We start from the raw sequence: 17,326 nt of genomic DNA on the forward strand, positions 1-17,326 counted from the left end.
TGCCGTCAGCGTGCCACCGCACCGAAGCGTCGTTCGCGGCTGCCGAAATCGCGCAAGGCCTCGTCGAGCTGCGCATGGCCGAAATCGGGCCAGAGGGTCGGCGTGAAGTGCAGTTCGGTATAGGCGCTCTGCCACAGCATGAAATTGCTGATCCGCTGTTCGCCGCTGGTGCGGATCAGCAGGTCGGGGTCGGGCAGGTCGCGGGTGTCGAGCCGGCCAGCCAGCGTCGCCTCGTCGATCTGATCGGGCGCGATAAGGCCCGCGCGAATGTCGTCGGCCAGGCGGCGCACCGCGCCGACGATCTCCTGGCGCCCGCCATAGCTCAGCGCCACGGTCAGGTTGAGGGCCTCGTTGGCGCCGGTCGTGGCCTCGGCATTCTCGATCAGGGCGCGGATGTCGCGGGCCAGGCGGTTGCGGTCGCCGATGACGCGCAGGCGGACCCCGTTCGCGTGCAGTTCGGCGATCTCGGCGCGGAGATAGTGGCGCAGCAGGCCCATGAGGTCGTTGACCTCCGGCTCCGGCCGCTTCCAGTTCTCGGACGAGAAGCCGAACAGCGTCAGGTAGCGGACGCCCAGGTCGCCGGCGGCCCGCACGGTGCGCTTGACGGCCTCCGCACCCTGGCGGTGGCCGGCCGCGCGCGGCAGGCCACGCGCCCGCGCCCAGCGGCCGTTGCCGTCCATGATGATCGCCACGTGCCGGGGCACATGGCCGTCTGCGGGCGCCATGGCCACCGCCTCAGACCTGGAGGATGTCCTTTTCCTTGGCTTGAAGCAGCTCGTCGATCTTCTTGATGTGCTCGTCCGTCAGGGCCTGCACTTCGGTTCCGATCTTGCGCTGCTCGTCCTGGGAAATCTCGCCGTCCTTCTCGATCCGCTTCACATGGTCCATCGCGTCGCGACGGATGTTGCGGACCGAGATGCGGCAGGCCTCGGCATACTTGTGCGCGACCTTGGTCAGTTCCTTGCGGCGATCGGCCGTCAGGTCGGGCAACGGCACGCGGATGGTCTGGCCCTCGGTCATCGGGTTGAGGCCCAGGCCGGATTCGCGGATCGCCTTGTCGACCGCCTTCACCATGCTGCGGTCCCACACCTGCACCGTCAGCATGCGTGGCTCGGGCACGTTGACGGTGCCGACGCGCGAGATGGGCTGGTGCTGGCCATACGCCTCGACCATGACCGGGTTCAGCAGATCGGCCGATGCACGGCCGGTCCGCAGCCCCGCGAACTCCTTGCGCAGCACATCGAGGGCGCCGACCATCCGGCGACGATATTCCTCGAGGTTCGCTCCCGCCATTCCTCGTCCCTCCCCCTCAATCGCCGATGATCGTGAAGCGCCCGCGACCCTGCACCACCTCGGCGAATGCGCCGTGGGTGTAGATCGAGAACACCACGATCGGGATCCGGTTCTCGCGCGCCAGCGAGATCGCCGACGCGTCCATCACCTTAAGATCCCGCGACAGGACCTCCATATAGGAAAGTCTATCATAGCGCTCGGCGTCCTTCACCTTGACCGGGTCGTCGGAATAGACACCGTCGACCTTGGTCGCCTTGAGGATCGCGTCGCAGCCCATTTCCGAGGCGCGCAACGCCGCCGCGGTGTCGGTGGTGAAGAACGGGTTGCCGGTGCCACCGGCAAAGATGACCACCCGCTTCTTCTCCATGTGCCGGATCGCCCGGCGCCGGATGTACGGCTCGCACACCGTCGACATGGGAATGGCCGACTGCACCCGGGTGTTGACGCCTTCCCGCTCCAGCGCGTTCTGGAGCGAGAGGGCGTTTATCACCGTCGCCAGCATGCCCATGTAGTCGGCGCTGGCCCGCTCCATGCCGGCCGCCGCCCCCGACACGCCGCGAAAGATGTTGCCGCCGCCGATGACGGCGCAGATCTCCACGCCCAGGTCATGGACGTGGCGGACCTCCTTGGCGATCCGCTCGACGGTCTCGCCGTCGAGACCGTATTCGCGGTTGCCGAGAAGCGCCTCTCCCGAAATCTTCAGGAGGACGCGGCGATAGGCGGCGGACACGGCGCCGGGCTCCGGGGCCTGGCCTCAGCGACCGAGCTGGGCTGCCACTTCCGCGGCGAAGTCCGACTGCGCCTTCTCGATGCCCTCGCCCAGCGCGTAGCGCGCGAAGCCGGTCAGCTTGATCGGCTGGCCGATTTCCTTGGCCACGCCCTCGACGATCTTCGACACGCGGCTCTCGCCGTCGATGACGAAGACCTGCTCGACCAGCACGGTCTCCTCGTAGAACTTGCGCAGGCGGCCCTCGACCATCTTGTCGATGATCGCCTCGGCCTTGCCGCTGGCGCGGGCCTGCTCGCGCAGCACGTCGCGCTCGCGGTCGAGTGCCGTGGTGTCGACCGAGGCCACGTCCAGGAACTGCGGGTTGGCGGCCGCCACATGCATGGCGAGCTGGCGCCCCAGCGCCTCGAGCTTGGCGGTGTCGCCGGCCGACTCCAGCGCGACGAGGACGCCGATCTTGCCCAAACCCGGCGCCGTCGCATTGTGCACATAGCTGGCGACGATGCCCTGCGACACTTCCAGGCGCAGGGCGCGGCGCAGCGCCATGTTCTCGCCGATGGTGGCGATCAGGTGGGTCAGCTCGTCGGCGATGGTTCGGCCGGATGCGACGCTCTTGCCCTTCAACGCCTCGATGTCGCCGCCCGTCTCGAGCGCGCCCTCGGCGACCTGACGGACCAAGCCCTGGAAGATCTCGTTGCGCGCGACGAAGTCGGTCTCGGCATTGACCTCGACGATGGCGCCACGCTTGCCCGACGCGGCGACGCCGACCAGGCCCTCGGCCGCAACGCGGCCGGCCTTCTTGGCGGCGGCCGACAGGCCCTTCTTGCGCAGCCAGTCGACAGCAGCCTCGACGTCGCCACCGGTCTCGGCCAGCGCCTTCTTGCAGTCCATCATGCCGGCGCCGGTCTTCTCCCGCAGTTCCTTCACCAGGGCGGCAGTGATCTCGGCCATCGGTCTCTCCTTCGTTTTTCGTTGGTACGAACGGACGTCGTCGGTTCGAAACGTATCGGTAGGGTATCTGCTTAAGCGAACGGCGGCAGGTGCCTGCCGCCGTCGCCCGTTCTTTCCGGTGCGCGCCGCGGGATCAGGCGCCGGCGGCGGGCTCCACCGCTTCCTCGGCGGCCGGGGCCGCTTCGTCGACGGCAGGAGCCGCTTCGGGAGCCGCTGCCTCGGCCTCGGCCAGGAGCTCTTCCTCGCCGTCGAGGTCGATCTCCGGCGCGTCGGCCTGGCTGCCGATGTCGACGCCAGCGGCGGTGAGCTCGGCCTGGATGCCGTCCAGCACCGCACCCGAGATCAGGTCGCAGTACATGTTGATCGCCCGGATGGCGTCGTCATTGCCGGGGATGGGCAGCAGCACGCCTTCCGGATCGGAATTGCTGTCGATCACGGCGACCACCGGGATATGGAGGCGGTTGGCCTCCTGCACGGCGATCGACTCCTTGTTCGTGTCGATCACGAACAGCATGTCCGGCAGGCCGCCCATCTCCTTGATGCCACCCAGCGCGCGGTCGAGCTTGTCGCGGTCGCGCGTCAGCTCCAGCCGCTCGCGCTTGGTGAAGCCGCTGGCATCCTGCTGCAGCCGCTCTTCCAGGTCGCGCAGGCGCTTGATGGAAAAGGAGATGGTCTTGAAGTTGGTCAGCATGCCGCCGAGCCAACGGTGATTCACGTAGTACTGGCCGCACCGCTTGGCGGCCGCGGCGATCGGCTCCTGGGCCTGGCGCTTGGTGCCCACGAAGAGCACCCGCCCGCCGCCGGCGACGACGTCGCGCACCGACTGCATGGCCCGGTGCAGCATCGGCACCGACTGCTCGAGGTCGAGGATATGCACCCCATTGCGCGTGCCGAAGATGTACGGACGCATCTTCGGGTTCCAGCGACGGGTGTGATGGCCGAAATGTACGCCGGCTTCGAGAAGCTGGCGCATGGTGAAGGAAGGCATCGCCATGTCTTGGTCCTTTTCCGGTTCTGCCGCCGCGGGCCTTGTGATTCGGCAAGTGCCGAACACCGGAAGGGGGCCGAACGACGTCCGGCTCCCGATGGCCCGCGTGAGGAATGGCGCGGTGATAGCCGGGCGCGCCCGGATTTGCAAGCAGTCGGCTGCCGTCGGCGCCGTTATTCGGTGACGACCTTGATGTCGACGAAGGCCGGCGCCCCCTGGCCGGAGTCGACGATGCGCAGCACGTAAGTCTTGCCGGCGACCATCTTGTCCATCCCCGTCAGGGTGACGCTGCGAAAGGCCCGATCCCGGCCGACCTCGGTCTTGCCGGGCTCCTCGCCAATCCAGACGGCGTCGTAAGGCGCCAGCCCGCCGCTGGAGACGAGGGTGACGGTCTGGCCCTTGCGCAGCTTGACGTCGCCCGACGGGCTGACCGTAAGGGCGACCACCGTCGAATCGCCTATCTTGCAGCCGGTCAGCGCCGTACGCGCGGTGCCGGTGGAACGATCAAGGTCTAGCGGGATGAACGGCACGGCAGCCCGCACTTCGGCAATGAGCAGGCCAAGCTCGTTCGCTTCGGCTTTTTGCAATGCTGCATCGGGCGGGGACTGGCGCCCCGGCGGCGTCGCACCCATAAATCCTTTGGGCATACCGGCGGCCCCAACCATGGGTGCATTCCTCAGATCCTCGATCTCTTTCTTGACCTGATTGGCGTTCTTCAAGGCGGAAGTGGCGGAGAGCAGTCCGGCCGCACGTACAAATGCATCCGCGTCCGGGCGACGCTGTCGAATTTGGTCGTTGCCCTTGGTGACAACCCGATTGACTGCTCCGACGATCGCGTCTGCCAGACCGTACTCGATCACCAGATAGTCATCCGCGCGGTTCAGTGCCCGCTTGGCCGCGTCCAGCATGGAAGCGGCTTCGGTCAGCTTGACAGCCAGTTCATCTTCAATGTCGGCACGGTCGGCGATCCGGCGCTTAGTCGCGATGTACTTGCTCTGAAGGCGGTCGGTTGCCGCGCCTACGGCACGGCGCGCATTCCGGATCGGCCGGACGGGCTCGTAGGCCTTGCGCGCCTCCTCGTCGACGCAGTCCAGCGCCTCGATAAGATTGCCGTAAATCTCGATATAGCCCCGGTCGCCGTATAGCTGGCCGCCGACATAGCTGGCGGAACCACCCAGCAGGAAGCCGACGATCAGGTTGGTGCTGGCGCCGTAGGCGGCGGCCACCGCGGCACCCGCGGCACCGACGATGATCCCGCTGTTGGCGACCGTGTCGATCAGCACCCGGTTGTCCCGCGCGCCCTCCGCCTTCAGGCGCGTGTCATCGAGGTAGCGCAGCGCCTGCTCGGTCGCCCCCGCATCGGCGGCGGAGATCCTGGGGCGGTCCGGCAGCGGTTCGCGCTCAAGGAAGGGGGAGCAGCCGGAAAGCATGGTGGCACTGGCCAGGCCGGCAAGAGCGATCGTCCGGGCGCGACTACCGAGCAGCAGCATGGGACCCTCCCGATGCCGCATTCATAATGGGAGTTTATATTTTTGGCAATCAAAGATTGTATAATCGAGATTGATATTGGCGTCGGCCGACTCCCATGGGCTACGGAGACCCGCGATCGGCAATGAACTCCTGGAATGTCCCGCCGCCCGGCCGGCCGTCGCGCCACACGGCGTAGGCGTGGTTCAGCGCCCGCTTGCGCTCCAGCGCCACGCGGAAAGACTTTCGGATGGCGGGGTCGCGGATGCCGAGGCCGTCCTGCTCCAGGCGGGCCAGGCAGGTGGCGTAGCCGCGATCGGCGCGCTGGTCGGAGTCGGGGGAATGGCAGATCGAGCCGTCGCGCACGCGATACTCGTGCAGCGGCTCGGCGGTGACGAGTAGGCCCCCTGCCCGGTCGATGGCCCGGAGGTTGAAGGGCAGGTCGTCGCAGAGGTCGACGTCGGCATCCCACCCCGCCATGGCGTCGCGGCGCACCAGCGTCATGATCGGCACGGCCGTCGCGAGGAAGGCGGGGGCGTCGAGCAGGCGGTCGCCCTCACCCGCCGGAAACAGGGTGCCGACCGGTCGGCCGGTCGCGTCGTCGACCACGCGGACATTGTCGGCGGCCGCCCCGCGCGTCTCGGCGATCGGCAGCAGGACCTCCAGCCGCCGCGGGAACCAGGCGTCGTCGGCGTCGAGCGGCGCCGCCACGCCGCCATGGGCCGCCGCCCAGGCGACGTTGCGGGCGCCAGCAGCACCGGTACGCGGCCGGTCCGTGCGGACATGGCGGATGCGCGGATCGGCGATCCCCTGCCGGGCCAGGATCGCGCCATAGTGGCGGTCGTCGTCTGCCGCCACCACCGCTTCCCAGTCGCCCAGCGTCTGCTCCAGCAAGCTGCGCATGGCGCGACCGATCGTCTCTTCGGCGCGCCATGCCGGCACGATGACGGAGACGCGGGGGGCCGCCATGGCGCGCCCTAGATGTCCTGCACCTGGACGACGCCGACCATGCTGGTGACGGCCGCGCGCACCTGCGGCGTCACGCGATAGCTGCCCGGCAGCGCCACCTCGACCTCACGGCCCGTGTCGATGTCGAGAACCAGGTTGATGCGACCGCGACCGCCGCGGCCCGACGCCTCCTTGGCGATGAGGCGCTTCAACCCCTCGAGCGCCGTGGTCCCGCCCAGATAGATGCGCATGCCGGCGGCGGCCGATGCCGCGACCTTGTCCAGCGCGTCGATCTGCACCGCCCCCAGCCGCATCGAATCGCCCTCCACCCGAGCATCGGCCACCACCAGGATCGGCTGGCCGCTGTCCAGCAACTCGCGGGCGACGCTCAGCACCTCGGAAAAGACCGCGATCTCGAAGAGGCCGCTCGCATCCGACATCTGCACGAAGGCGAAGCGGTTGCCGCGGGCCGATGTGCGCTCGCGCTTGCTGACGACGATGCCGGCCAGCTTCACCCGGGTCGACCCGCCCAGCGAAAAGCGCGCCGGCAGGTCGGCCGCGCGGGTGACGCCGATGCGCTCCAGGCTCTTGCCATAGGCGTCGAGCGGATGGTTCGACAGGTAGAAGCCGATCGCCTCGAATTCGTTCTGCAGCTTGTCGAAGAGGTTCCACTCCTCCACCGCCGGCAGCCGCCACTGCGGTGCCGCGACGCCGCCGAACAGCGTCTCCTGCCGGCTGTCGCGGTCGGACGCGGCGGCGGCGGCCTCGCGCACGATCGTCTCGGCGGCGGCCATCATCTGGGCGCGGTTCTTGTTGAAGGCGTCGAAGGCGCCGGCACGGGCCAGCGCCTCCACCTGCTTCTTGGTAACCGCGCGGGCGTCGATGCGGGCGGCGAAATCCTCCAGCCCGGCGAAGGGCTTGTCGCCGCGCACCGCCACCATGTTCTGCATCGCCGGGATGCCGACGCCCTTCAGCCCGGCCAGGGCGTAGCGCACGCAGCCCTTGCCGTCCTTGCCGGTCTCGACCGAGAACTCGACCTGCGAATGGTTGACGTCGGGCGGCAGCAACGGAATGCCGAGCCGGGCCAGCTCCTGGCGAAAGGTGTTCAGCTTGTCGGTGTTGCCAAGGTCGAGCGACATCGAGGCGGCGAAGAACTCCACCGGGTAGTTGGCCTTGAGGTAGGCCGTCTGGTAGGCGACCAGTGCGTAGGCGGCCGCGTGCGACTTGTTGAAGCCGTAGCCCGCGAACTTCGCCACCTGGTCGAAGACGTGGGCCGCCGTGCCCTTGTCGACGCCGTTGGCGACCGCGCCGTCGACGAACGCCTTGCGCTGGGCCTCCATCTCCTCCTTGATCTTCTTGCCCATGGCCCGGCGCAGCAGGTCGGCGCCACCGAGGCTGTAGCCCGACAGGGTGCGGGCGATCTGCATCACCTGCTCCTGGTAGATCATGATCCCGGAGGTTTCCTTGAGGATCGGCTCCAGCATCGGGTGCAGGTAGTCCGGCTGCTCCTCGCCATGCTTGCAGGCGATGTAGCGCGGGATGTTCTCCATCGGGCCGGGGCGATAGAGGGCGACGACGGCGACGATGTCCTCGAAGCGGTCCGGCCGCAGCTTGCGCAGCACGTCGCGCATGCCCTGGCTTTCCAGCTGGAACACGCCGGTCGCATCCGCCCGGCTCAGCATCTCGAAGGTCGGCCCGTCGTCGAGCGGCAGGTTGGTCAGGTCGATCTCGATGCCGCGGTTTCGCAGCAGCGCTTGGGCCTTCACCAGCACGGTCAGGGTCTTGAGGCCGAGGAAGTCGAACTTCACCAGCCCGGCCAGCTCGACATACTTCATGTTGAACTGCGTGACCGGCATGTCGGAGCGCGGGTCGCGGTAGAGCGGCACCAGTTCGTCCAGCGGCCGGTCGCCGATGACGACGCCGGCCGCGTGGGTCGAGGCGTGGCGGTAGAGCCCCTCGAGCTGCAGGGCGATGCGGATCAGGCGGGCGACCGCTTCGTCGTCGTCGCGCATGGATTGCAGCAGCGGTTCGCCGTCAATCGCCTGGCGCAGCGTGACCGGGTTCGCCGGGTTATTCGGGACCAGCTTGCACAGCCGGTCGACCTGACCATAGGGCATCTCCAGTACCCGGCCGACGTCGCGCAGCACGGCGCGCGCCTGCAGCTTGCCGAAGGTGATGATCTGGGCCACGCGGTCGCGGCCGTAGCGCTGCTGGACGTAGCGGATGACCTCGTCGCGGCGATCCTGGCAGAAGTCGATGTCGAAGTCGGGCATCGACACGCGCTCGGGGTTGAGGAAGCGCTCGAACAACAGGCCGTGGCGCAGCGGGTCGAGGTCGGTGATCGAGAGCGCCCAGGCGACTACCGAGCCCGCTCCCGATCCGCGCCCCGGCCCCACCGGGATGCCCTGGCGCTTGGCCCACTGGATGAAGTCGGCGACGATGAGGAAGTAGCCCGCGAAGCCCATGCGGACGATGACGTCCAGCTCGAACTCCAGCCGCTCGCGATAGGGGGCCGGGTCGGGATGATCGGTCATGGCCGCCAGCCGCCCGTCCAGGCCCAACGTCGCCTGGGCGTGCAGTTCGGCCGGCTCCTCCCGCCCGCTGTCGCTGGCAAAAGGCGGCAGGATCGGCTTGCGCTTCTCGGGCATGAAGGCGCACCGCTGCGCGACGACCAGGGTGTTGTCGATCGCCTCCGGCAGGTCGGCGAACAGCTCGCGCATCTCGGCCGCCGACTTGAAGCCATGTTCGGGCGTCAGCCGCCGGCGCTGGTCGGTCGACACGGTGACGCCGCCCGCGATGCAGATCAGCGCATCATGGGCCTCGTACATCGTGCGGTCGGAGAAGAAGGCGTCGTTGGTGGCGACCAGCGGCAGGCCGGTGCGGTCAGCCAGGTCGAGCAGATCTGCCTCGATCGCCTCCTCGGCCGGCACGCCGTGCCGTTGCAACTCGATATAGAGGCGCCCGGGAAAGAGCGCGCGCAGCGTCGCCAGGCACTGCTCGGCCGCTTCCTTCTGGCCATCGACCAACAGCCGGCCGAGCGGACTGTCGGGCGCGCCAACCAGCGCGATCAGGCCGTCAGTGAACCCGTCCAGCTCGGCCAGGGAAAGCTGCGCCTCGCGCGTGCCGTCGCTTTCCATGAAGGCGCGGCTGACCAGCTTCAGCAGGTTGCGATAGCCGGTCTCGTCCTGGACCAGCAGCACCATGCGGTCGGGCGTCTGCGGCAGGCCCGGCCCGGCCGGCCGGCCGCCGACGCGGGTGATGCCGAACAGGCTGCCGGTGATCGGCTGCACACCCGACGATGCCGCCTCGGTCGCGAACTCCAGTGCCCCGAACAGGTTGCCCGTATCGGTCACGGCGACCGCCGGCATCCCGCCCTGGATGCAGAGCTTCACCAGGTCCTTGGTCTTGAGCGCCCCTTCGGACAGCGAATAGGCCGAATGGGTGCGCAGATGGACGAAGTCCGCGTGGGACATGGATGCCGACTCCTGCGTCCCGCGACTCTACCGGTCGGGCGTGGGTGACGAAAGGCGGGCGGCCGCCCTCAGGCGGCGTAGGGGACCAGCAGGCCGTCGCGCAGCTCTACGATCCGGTCCATGCGCCGCGCCAGTTCCAGGTTGTGCGTCGCGACCAGCGCGGCAAGGCCGGTGTCGCGCACCAGCCCCACCAGTTCGCCCATCACCAGGTCGCCGGTCGTGTGGTCGAGGTTGCCGGTCGGCTCGTCGGCCAGCAGCACCCGCGGGTCGTTGGCCAGCGCCCGCATGATCGCAACCCGCTGCTGCTCGCCACCCGACAGCCGCGCCGGCCGGTGCCCCTCGCGCGGCAGCAGCCCGACCCGGTCAAGCAGCGTGCGCGCCCGGGTGCGCGCGGCCGCCCGCGACACGCCTGCCACCATCTGCGGGATCATGACATTCTCGACGGCCGAGAATTCCGGCAGCAGGTGGTGGAACTGGTAGACGAAACCGATGGTGTCGCGGCGCAGCCGGGTGCGCTCGCCGTCATCCAGGTTCTCGGCCGGTCGACCGTCGACCTGGACACTGCCGCCGTCCGGCTTTTCCAGCAGGCCCGCGACATGCAGCAGCGTCGACTTGCCGGCCCCGGATGGGCCCACCAGCGCCACGATCTCGCCCGCGCGCAAGGTCAGCGAGGCGCCGCGCAGCACCTCGAGCGAGCCGGAGGCCTGGCGATAGGTGCGCACGACCGATTGCAGGTCGAGCGCGACTTCACCCTTGTTGCGGTTGGCGGTCATTCGTAGCGCAGGGCCTCGACCGGATCGAGGCGGGCTGCCCGCCAGGCCGGATAGATGGTCGCGAAGAAGGACAAGGCCAGCCCCATGCCCAGCACCTGGCTCACCTCGCGCCAGTCGATGATGGCGGGCAGGCGCGACAGGAAATAGACCTCGGGCGAGAAGAGCGGCGTGCCGGTCAGCGCCTGGAGCGCCTGGCGGATCGATTCGATGTTTTGGCAGAAGGCCAGCCCCAGCCCGAATCCCGCCAGCGTGCCGACGATGCCGATGCTGGCGCCGGTGAGGAAGAAGATGCGCAGGACCATGCCGCGCGTCGCCCCCATGGTGCGCAGGATGGCGATGTCGCGCCCCTTGTCCTTCACCAGCATGATCATCGACGAGATGATGTTGAAGGCGGCCACCACGATGATCAGCGTCAGGATCAGGAACATCACGTTGCGCTCCACCTGGAGCGCGTTGAAGAAGCTGGAATTGGCCTGCTGCCAGTCATAGACGCGCACGCCCGGGCCCGCCGCCGCCAGGATGTCCTGGCGCAGGCGACGCACCTGGTCGGCGTCGGTCGCGAACACCTCGATGCCGGTGGCGGCATCGGGCATCTGGAAGAAGAGCTGGGCCGCCTCCAGCGGCAGGAAGACGTGCGAGCTGTCATACTCGAACATGCCGACATTGAAGACGGCGACGATCTTGTAGGAACGGATGCGCGGCAGCGTGCCCATGGGGGACGGCACCCCCTGGGGCGAGATCAGGGTGAGGCGGTCGCCGATCAGCAGCCCCAGCTTCTGCGCCAGGCGGTAGCCGATGACCACCGTATCCTCGCCACCGAACTGGTTGAGGAAGCCGGCCTCGATCTTCTCGGCGATCAGCTTGCGGGCCTTCAGGTCGTCCGGCCGGACGCCGCGGACGATGGCGCCGGACGCGCGGCCCTGGTTGGAAGCCATCACCTGGCCTTCGATCTGCGGGGTGGCGGTCACCACGCCCGGGATGCGGCGAACGGCATCGGCCACCCGGTCGAAGTCGCGCAGGTTGCCTTGCGTCGACAGCACCGTCATGTGGCCGTTGAGGCCGAGGATGCGGCCCAGCAGCTCCTGCCGGAAGCCGTTCATCACCGACATGACGATGATGAGCGTGGCCACGCCCAGCGCGATGCCGAGGAAGGAGAACCCGGCGATGACCGAGATGAAGCCTTCCTGCCGGCGCGACCGCAGGTAGCGGAAGGCCAGCATCCGCTCGAAGGCCGAGAAGATCATCGGGCGATCAGACCGCGGTGATGGGGGCGGCGGTGAAACGCGCGAGTGCGGCGTCGATCGGCAGTTCCTGCTTCTCCCCGGTCCGCCGCTCCTTCAGCTCGACCACGCCCTGGGCCAGGCCGCGCGGGCCGACGACGAGCTGCCAGGGCAGCCCGATCAGGTCCATCGAGGCGAACTTGGCGCCGGGGCTTTCGTCGCGGTCGTCATAGAGGACCTCGACGCCGGCCTTGCGCAGGGTGTCGTAGATCCCCGTCGCGGCCGCACTGCAGGCGGCGTCGCCGACGCGCAGGTTGATCAGGCCGACCCGGAACGGCGCCACCGATTCCGGCCAGATGATGCCGCGCTCGTCGTGGCTGGCCTCGATGATGGCGCCCACCAGGCGCGACACGCCGATGCCGTAGGAGCCCATCTCGACCGGCACCGTCTCGCCGTCGGGCCTGGCGATCATCGCGCCCAGCGGCTTGGAGTACTTGGAGCCGAAATAGAAGATGTGGCCGACCTCGATGCCGCGGGCCGATACGCGGCGCTCCTCCGGGATGGCGCCATAGGCCGCCTCGTCGTGCTTCTCGTCGGTCGCGGCATAGATCGCGGTCCAGCGGTCGACCACGCCCTGGACGGTGGCCTGATCGTCGAAGTCGATATCGGCACCCAGCACGTCCAGTTCGAGGACGTCGCGATGGCAGTAGACTTGGCTCTCGCCCGTCTCGGCCAGGATGATGAACTCGTGGCTGAGGTCGCCGCCGATCGGGCCGGTGTCGGCGCGCATCGGGATCGCCTTCAGGCCGAGGCGCGCAAAGGTGCGCAGGTAGGCCACGAACATCTTGTTGTAGGAGTGGCGGGCGGCTTCCTTCGACAAATCGAAGGAATAGGCGTCCTTCATCAGGAACTCGCGGCCGCGCATCACGCCGAAGCGCGGGCGGACCTCGTCCCGGAACTTCCACTGGATGTGGTAGAGGTTGCGCGGCACGTCGCGCCAACTCTTGGCCGCACCCTTGAAGATGTCGGTGATCAGCTCTTCGTTGGTCGGGCCGTACAGCATCTCGCGGTCATGCCGGTCGACGATCCGCAGCATCTCCTTGCCGTAGTCGTCGTAACGACCGCTCTCACGCCACAGGTCGGCCGACTGGATCGTCGGCATCAGCACCTCCTGGGCGCCCGAGGCGTTCTGCTCCTCGCGCACGATCTGCTCGATCCGCTTCAGGACCCGGAAGCCCATCGGCAGCCAGCTGTAGATGCCGGCGCTGGCCTGGCGCACCATGCCGGCGCGCAGCATCAGGCGGTGCGACACGATCTGCGCCTCGCTCGGATTCTCCTTGAGCGTCGGCATGAAGTAGGAACTGAGGCGCATGGCGTCCTGGGTCGATGGGGTGAGGCCGTTCCGTTTAGCCGATGGCCGGACCCGAGTCCATCGACGCCCCTAGGCCATGCCGGATTCTTCGGCCAGCGCCCGCTGCACCGCAGCGCGCTCCGCGCACCGGCGGCGATGGGCGATCACGTTCGGGAAGCGATCCGTATCGACGCCGTCCGCCTCCATCCACTGCGCCAGGGTGAAGAGATAGGGGTCGCAGATCGTGTAGGCGCCGCCCATCACCCAAGGGCCGGTCAACTCGCGCTCGACCACCTCGAAGCACTGGCTGACGGAGGCCGGCACCTTGCGCTGCATGGCCAGGATCGCGTCGGGCTCGTCGGCCCAGCGATAGCCGCGCATCCGGTGGGAATGGGCGACATGCAGGGTGGCGCAGAGATAGCTGTTGAACGCCTGGACCCGGGCCAGCGCGAAGGCGTCGTCGAAGGGCGCCAGGCGCGCCGCCGGGTAGCGCTGCGCCACATAGGCCAGCAGGGCCGGCGTCTCGGTCAGCACACCCTGCTCGGTCACCAATGCCGGCACCCGGCCCTTGGGATTGATCGCCAGGAACGCCGGCTTGCGCTGGTCCTCGGCGGCGAAGCTGAGGCGGATCAGGTCGTAGTCGGCGCCCGCCTCGATCAGCGCGATGTGCGTCGCCAGCGCGCAGGTCGCGGGCGCATAGAACAGCCTCAGCATGACGGTGCCTCCGACACTTCCCGGCCCATCCATAGCAGAAGGCGGCGGCCCCGCATTCGAGACCGATTGCCGGGCGCCGGACGAAGCCGCAGAATCGCATGGCGGCGGGCACAGGCCTTGGGGGGGAAGCATGCTGGAACGGCTGTTCGGGTTGCGCGCACACGGCACCGACCTGCGCACGGAGGCGGTGGCGGGCATCACCACGTTCCTGGCCATGGCCTACATCATGTTCGTGAACCCGCTCATCCTGAAGGATGCGGGGATGGACCAGGGGGCGGTCTTCGTCGCCACCTGCCTGGCCGCCGCCTTCGGATCGGCGGCGATGGGCCTGTGGGCCAACTACCCCATCGCGCTGGCGCCCGGCATGGGCATCAACGCCTACTTCGCCTATGGCGTGGTCCAGGGCATGGGGCATTCCTGGCAGGTGGCGCTGGGGGCGGTCTTCATCTCGGGCGTGCTGTTCCTGGCGCTCAGCCTCACCACCCTGCGCGAACGCATCATCGACAGCATCCCCCACGGGCTGAAAATGGCGATCGCGGCCGGGATCGGGCTGCTGCTGGCCATCATCGCCCTGCAGAACGCCGGCATCGTGGCCGCCCATCCGGCGACCATGGTGACGATCGGCCGGGTGACAGCGCCGCCCGCGCTGATCGCCATCCTTGCCTTCTTCGCCATCGTGGCACTCGACCAGCGCCGGGTGCCGGGCGCCCTGCTGATCGGCATACTGGGCGCGACTCTGGCCGGCATCCTCCTGGGCCTGACGCCGTTCCGCGGCATCGTCGACGCGCCGCCCAGCCTGCTGCCGACTTTCCTGCAGATGGATATCCGGGGCGCGCTCGACCTCGGCGTGACCGTGGTCGTCTTCGCCTTCCTGCTGGTGGCGCTGTTCGACACGGCCGGGACGCTGGTGGGGGTAGCCTGGCATGGCGGCATGCTGGATGCGCAAGGGCGCCTGCCGCGTATGGGCCGGGCGCTGGTCGCCGACAGCAGCGCGGTCATCGCCGGGGCCGCGTTCGGCACCTCGACCACCACCGCCTATATCGAATCGGCGGCCGGAATGAAGGCGGGCGGCCGCACCGGCCTCACGGCCTGCGTCACCGCCGTCCTGTTCGTGGCGAGCCTGCTGTTCGCGCCGCTGGTGCTTTCGGTGCCGGCCTTCGCGACCGCGCCGGCCCTGCTGTTCGTCGCCTGCATGATGGTCCGCGCGATCACCGAGATCGACTGGAAGGACGGCAGCGAATACGTGCCAGCCGTGGTCACGGCGGTCGCCATGCCCTTCACCTTCTCGATCGCCCATGGGATCGCCTTCGGCTTCATCGCCTATGCGACGATCAAGCTCCTCAGCGGTCGGGCGGGCGACGTATCGCTGCCGGTCTGGCTGCTCGCCGGGCTGTTCGTGATCAAGTTCGCCGTGACATAGGGCCGCATCGCATGACGCAGACGTGATGCAGTCATGCAAAAAGGTGATGACAGCCGCCCGGTGATTGCTTACTCTTGCGGTGTGAAGAAGAGGCCGCGCCGAGACCTCGACGCAGCCCCGAGTTTAGGGAGGAATCGCCACCAGGCGACAATCGAGCGGCGAGAGCCGCTCGATTGCGTTTAGGATGGTGACATACAGGCCCAGGCGCAAGGGTCAACTCGTCGCACTTCGCATTTTACGCATTAAAATCAATGGCTTGCTCAGGGGAACAGCAACTGCTCGCGAAATGGGCAGGGTTTCGCTCATTCCTTTGGCGCGTTCGGAGTCCCCCGCATGACCCTGGCCCCGCTGCTCGCCCACCCGCTCGCGACTCAGATCCACGCGTTTGCCGCCTTCGGCGCCTTCGTGCTGGGAATCGCCCAGTTCGTTGCCCCGAAGGGGACCCTGCCCCACCGCACGGTCGGATGGGTCTGGGTCATCCTCATGACCATCGTCGCTATCACCGCCTTCTTCATCCATGGGTTGCGCATGTTCGGGCCGTGGAGCCCGATCCACCTGCTGGCGATCATGGTCCTGGTGCTGCTGCCGCTCGCCGTCATCCGCGCCCGCCAGCACCGCGTTTCCGCCCACAGCCGGACGATGACCGGCATCTTCCTGGGTGGCCTCGTCGTGGCCGGACTGTTCACGCTGCTGCCCGGCCGGGCGATGTACGCGGTGGTGTTCGGCGGATAGGCCTTATCCGGGATCCAGTCGGCACGTGGCGCGGATCAGCGCCGGGCCCAGGCCGCTCCGGCGTCAACCGCCCGGTCATGCACGGGGCAGCCCGGGTGATGGGCACCCGGCAGGTAACCGGTGCTCATCAGGAACTCGCCCACGATCTCGCCGCCGGTGAAGCGGAAGGTCTTCTTGAAGAGCTTCAGCCACGCGTCCTTGGGCCGCGGGTGGTGGGCATCGAGCCAACCCGCGAAAGAGCCGTGGCTCGCGCGGATCCCTTGCAGCCGGCGCGCGTTCTCGATCGCGGCTTCGACCTTCAGCCGGTTGCGGATGATGCCGGGATCGGCCAGCAGGCGCGCTCGGTCGGCCTCGCCATAGGCGGCGACCCGGTCGATGTCGAAGCCGTCATAGGCGGCCTGGAACGAGGCCCGCTTCTTCAGGATGGTCAGCCAGGAGAGGCCCGCCTGGTTGATCTCCAGCACCAATCGCTCGAACAGCGCATCATCGCCGGCGACCGGGAAGCCGTACTCCGCGTCATGATAGGGCGCGTGCCACGCATGCCCGAGCGCGGCCAGGCAGTAGCCGCTGACCGGGCCGCCGTCCGCCATCGCTCAGGGACCGCGGAAGCTGATGAGGTCGGTGGTCACGAGCCATTCGACGAAAAGCCAGAGGATCGCCGCCACCACCGTCGTCACGCCGGCCTTCAGCAGCAGCCGCGGCCGCTCGGGCGCGCTCGGCGCGTGGCCGGGTGCCGGCTGGTCGGGGACGCGCACGCCCCAGGGCAGGATCGCAAACAGCGAGATCCACCAGAGCACGAGATAGACGGCCGAGCCCGTGACGATGCTCATGGCCCTAGGCCTGTTCCAGCTCGATCAGGGTGCCGGTGAAGTCCTTGGGGTGCAGGAACAGCACCGGCTTGTCGTGCGCGCCCAGCTTGGGCTCGCCGTCGCCCAGCACCCGCGCGCCGCCGGCCTTCAGCCGGTCGCGCGCGGCCAGGATGTCGTCCACCTCGTAGCAGACGTGATGCATGCCGCCGGACGGGTTGCGCGCCAGGAACGGCGCGATCGGCGAGGCATCGCCCAGCGGCTGCAACAGCTCGATCTTGGTGTTGGGCAGGCCGACGAAGACCACGGTCACGCCGTGCCCTGGCAGGGGCAGCGGCTCCGACACCTCGGCGCCCAGCACGTCGCGATACATGGCCGACGCGGCCGCGAGGTCCGGCACCGCAATCGCCACATGGTTCAGCCTCCCGATCATCCCAACGCCTCCCCTGCCCTGCAGATCCGG

At 68.4% G+C, this 17,326-nt stretch carries 17 protein-coding genes; 2 read left to right on the top strand and 15 right to left on the bottom strand.

The genetic code is table 11. The features are described 5' to 3' along the window. Positions 1–5: 5 nt before the first annotated feature. The 12 genes from STVA_RS13210 to STVA_RS13265 form a co-directional block, all read right to left on the bottom strand. The gene (locus STVA_RS13210; protein WP_123688395.1) at positions 6–725 is read right to left on the bottom strand and encodes an isoprenyl transferase; all 720 of its coding nucleotides are present in this window, start codon (positions 723–725) and stop codon (positions 6–8) included. Between the two features lie 10 nt (positions 726–735). Beyond that, the gene (gene frr / locus STVA_RS13215; protein ID WP_123688396.1) at positions 736–1,293 is read right to left on the bottom strand and encodes a ribosome recycling factor; all 558 of its coding nucleotides are present in this window, start codon (positions 1,291–1,293) and stop codon (positions 736–738) included. A gap of 16 nt (positions 1,294–1,309) precedes the next feature. Then, the gene (gene pyrH, locus STVA_RS13220) at positions 1,310–2,023 is read right to left on the bottom strand and encodes a UMP kinase (protein WP_123688397.1); all 714 of its coding nucleotides are present in this window, start codon (positions 2,021–2,023) and stop codon (positions 1,310–1,312) included. A 24-nt stretch (positions 2,024–2,047) separates the two neighbouring features. Then, a complete protein-coding gene (gene tsf, locus STVA_RS13225; RefSeq protein WP_123688398.1) occupies positions 2,048–2,971 on the bottom strand; it encodes a translation elongation factor Ts in 924 nt (307 codons plus the stop codon). Positions 2,972–3,104: 133 nt separating this feature from the next. Next, the gene (gene rpsB / locus STVA_RS13230) at positions 3,105–3,965 is read right to left on the bottom strand and encodes a 30S ribosomal protein S2 (RefSeq protein WP_123688399.1); all 861 of its coding nucleotides are present in this window, start codon (positions 3,963–3,965) and stop codon (positions 3,105–3,107) included. A gap of 167 nt (positions 3,966–4,132) precedes the next feature. Next, the gene (locus tag STVA_RS13235; RefSeq protein ID WP_123688400.1) at positions 4,133–5,449 is read right to left on the bottom strand and encodes a hypothetical protein; all 1,317 of its coding nucleotides are present in this window, start codon (positions 5,447–5,449) and stop codon (positions 4,133–4,135) included. A gap of 100 nt (positions 5,450–5,549) precedes the next feature. Next, positions 5,550–6,395: a glycosyltransferase family 2 protein gene (locus STVA_RS13240; protein ID WP_123688401.1), complete on the bottom strand. Its 846-nt coding sequence runs from the start codon at positions 6,393–6,395 to the stop codon at positions 5,550–5,552. An 8-nt stretch (positions 6,396–6,403) separates the two neighbouring features. Continuing rightward, positions 6,404–9,847: a DNA polymerase III subunit alpha gene (dnaE, locus tag STVA_RS13245; protein ID WP_123688402.1), complete on the bottom strand. Its 3,444-nt coding sequence runs from the start codon at positions 9,845–9,847 to the stop codon at positions 6,404–6,406. A gap of 68 nt (positions 9,848–9,915) precedes the next feature. Beyond that, positions 9,916–10,620: an ABC transporter ATP-binding protein gene (locus STVA_RS13250; RefSeq protein WP_123688403.1), complete on the bottom strand. Its 705-nt coding sequence runs from the start codon at positions 10,618–10,620 to the stop codon at positions 9,916–9,918. After that, positions 10,617–11,864: a lipoprotein-releasing ABC transporter permease subunit gene (locus STVA_RS13255; protein ID WP_123688404.1), complete on the bottom strand. Its 1,248-nt coding sequence runs from the start codon at positions 11,862–11,864 to the stop codon at positions 10,617–10,619. The genes STVA_RS13250 and STVA_RS13255 overlap by 4 nt, the downstream gene beginning before the upstream one ends. A 7-nt stretch (positions 11,865–11,871) precedes the next feature. Further along, positions 11,872–13,212, bottom strand: coding sequence for a proline--tRNA ligase (proS, locus tag STVA_RS13260; RefSeq protein ID WP_123688405.1), 1,341 nt, complete (start codon positions 13,210–13,212; stop codon positions 11,872–11,874). Positions 13,213–13,281: 69 nt separating this feature from the next. Continuing rightward, positions 13,282–13,905, bottom strand: a complete 624-nt coding sequence (locus STVA_RS13265) for a glutathione S-transferase family protein (RefSeq protein WP_123688406.1) — start codon at positions 13,903–13,905, stop codon at positions 13,282–13,284. Between the two features lie 130 nt (positions 13,906–14,035). Here STVA_RS13265 and STVA_RS13270 point away from each other — a divergent pair, with 130 nt between their 5' ends. Next, the gene (locus tag STVA_RS13270) at positions 14,036–15,325 is read left to right on the top strand and encodes an NCS2 family permease (protein ID WP_123688407.1); all 1,290 of its coding nucleotides are present in this window, start codon (positions 14,036–14,038) and stop codon (positions 15,323–15,325) included. A 333-nt stretch (positions 15,326–15,658) separates the two neighbouring features. Beyond that, positions 15,659–16,057 carry a DUF2306 domain-containing protein gene (locus STVA_RS13275; protein ID WP_123688408.1) on the top strand — a complete coding sequence of 133 codons (399 nt, stop codon included), beginning with the start codon at positions 15,659–15,661 and terminating at the stop codon, positions 16,055–16,057. 35 nt (positions 16,058–16,092) lie between these two features. Here the strand turns inward: STVA_RS13275 and STVA_RS13280 are convergent, their stop codons facing one another. From STVA_RS13280 to mce, 3 genes are read right to left on the bottom strand one after another with little or no spacing between them, the layout of a single operon-like run. Further along, entirely contained in the window at positions 16,093–16,647 is a 555-nt protein-coding gene (locus STVA_RS13280) for a DNA-3-methyladenine glycosylase I (protein WP_123688409.1), read from the bottom strand. Between the two features lie 3 nt (positions 16,648–16,650). After that, on the bottom strand, positions 16,651–16,887 hold the full coding sequence (locus STVA_RS13285; RefSeq protein ID WP_123688410.1) for a DUF1467 family protein: 237 nt from the start codon (positions 16,885–16,887) through the stop codon (positions 16,651–16,653). Positions 16,888–16,891: 4 nt separating this feature from the next. Next, on the bottom strand, positions 16,892–17,296 hold the full coding sequence (gene mce / locus STVA_RS13290; RefSeq protein ID WP_123688411.1) for a methylmalonyl-CoA epimerase: 405 nt from the start codon (positions 17,294–17,296) through the stop codon (positions 16,892–16,894). Positions 17,297–17,326: the final 30 nt, after the last annotated feature.

Source organism: Stella humosa, from assembly GCF_006738645.1.
In the GTDB taxonomy this organism is placed as follows: Bacteria; Pseudomonadota; Alphaproteobacteria; order ATCC43930; family Allostellaceae; genus Allostella; species Allostella humosa.

Bases quoted from the DNA above. Each gene is read 5' to 3' on its own strand.
- STVA_RS13255 (WP_123688404.1), bottom strand. From the start codon at position 11,864: ATGATCTTCTCGGCCTTCGAGCGGATGCTGGCCTTCCGCTACCTGCGG.
- STVA_RS13265 (WP_123688406.1), bottom strand. From the start codon at position 13,905: ATGCTGAGGCTGTTCTATGCGCCCGCGACCTGCGCGCTGGCGACGCAC.
- STVA_RS13240 (WP_123688401.1), bottom strand. From the start codon at position 6,395: ATGGCGGCCCCCCGCGTCTCCGTCATCGTGCCGGCATGGCGCGCCGAA.
- mce (WP_123688411.1), bottom strand. From the start codon at position 17,296: ATGATCGGGAGGCTGAACCATGTGGCGATTGCGGTGCCGGACCTCGCG.
- rpsB (WP_123688399.1), bottom strand. From the start codon at position 3,965: ATGGCGATGCCTTCCTTCACCATGCGCCAGCTTCTCGAAGCCGGCGTA.
- STVA_RS13235 (WP_123688400.1), bottom strand. From the start codon at position 5,449: ATGCTGCTGCTCGGTAGTCGCGCCCGGACGATCGCTCTTGCCGGCCTG.
- STVA_RS13275 (WP_123688408.1), top strand. From the start codon at position 15,659: ATGACCCTGGCCCCGCTGCTCGCCCACCCGCTCGCGACTCAGATCCAC.
- STVA_RS13210 (WP_123688395.1), bottom strand. From the start codon at position 725: ATGGCGCCCGCAGACGGCCATGTGCCCCGGCACGTGGCGATCATCATG.
- STVA_RS13280 (WP_123688409.1), bottom strand. From the start codon at position 16,647: ATGGCGGACGGCGGCCCGGTCAGCGGCTACTGCCTGGCCGCGCTCGGG.
- STVA_RS13250 (WP_123688403.1), bottom strand. From the start codon at position 10,620: ATGACCGCCAACCGCAACAAGGGTGAAGTCGCGCTCGACCTGCAATCG.
- proS (WP_123688405.1), bottom strand. From the start codon at position 13,212: ATGCGCCTCAGTTCCTACTTCATGCCGACGCTCAAGGAGAATCCGAGC.
- dnaE (WP_123688402.1), bottom strand. From the start codon at position 9,847: ATGTCCCACGCGGACTTCGTCCATCTGCGCACCCATTCGGCCTATTCG.
- frr (WP_123688396.1), bottom strand. From the start codon at position 1,293: ATGGCGGGAGCGAACCTCGAGGAATATCGTCGCCGGATGGTCGGCGCC.
- tsf (WP_123688398.1), bottom strand. From the start codon at position 2,971: ATGGCCGAGATCACTGCCGCCCTGGTGAAGGAACTGCGGGAGAAGACC.
- STVA_RS13270 (WP_123688407.1), top strand. From the start codon at position 14,036: ATGCTGGAACGGCTGTTCGGGTTGCGCGCACACGGCACCGACCTGCGC.
- STVA_RS13285 (WP_123688410.1), bottom strand. From the start codon at position 16,887: ATGAGCATCGTCACGGGCTCGGCCGTCTATCTCGTGCTCTGGTGGATC.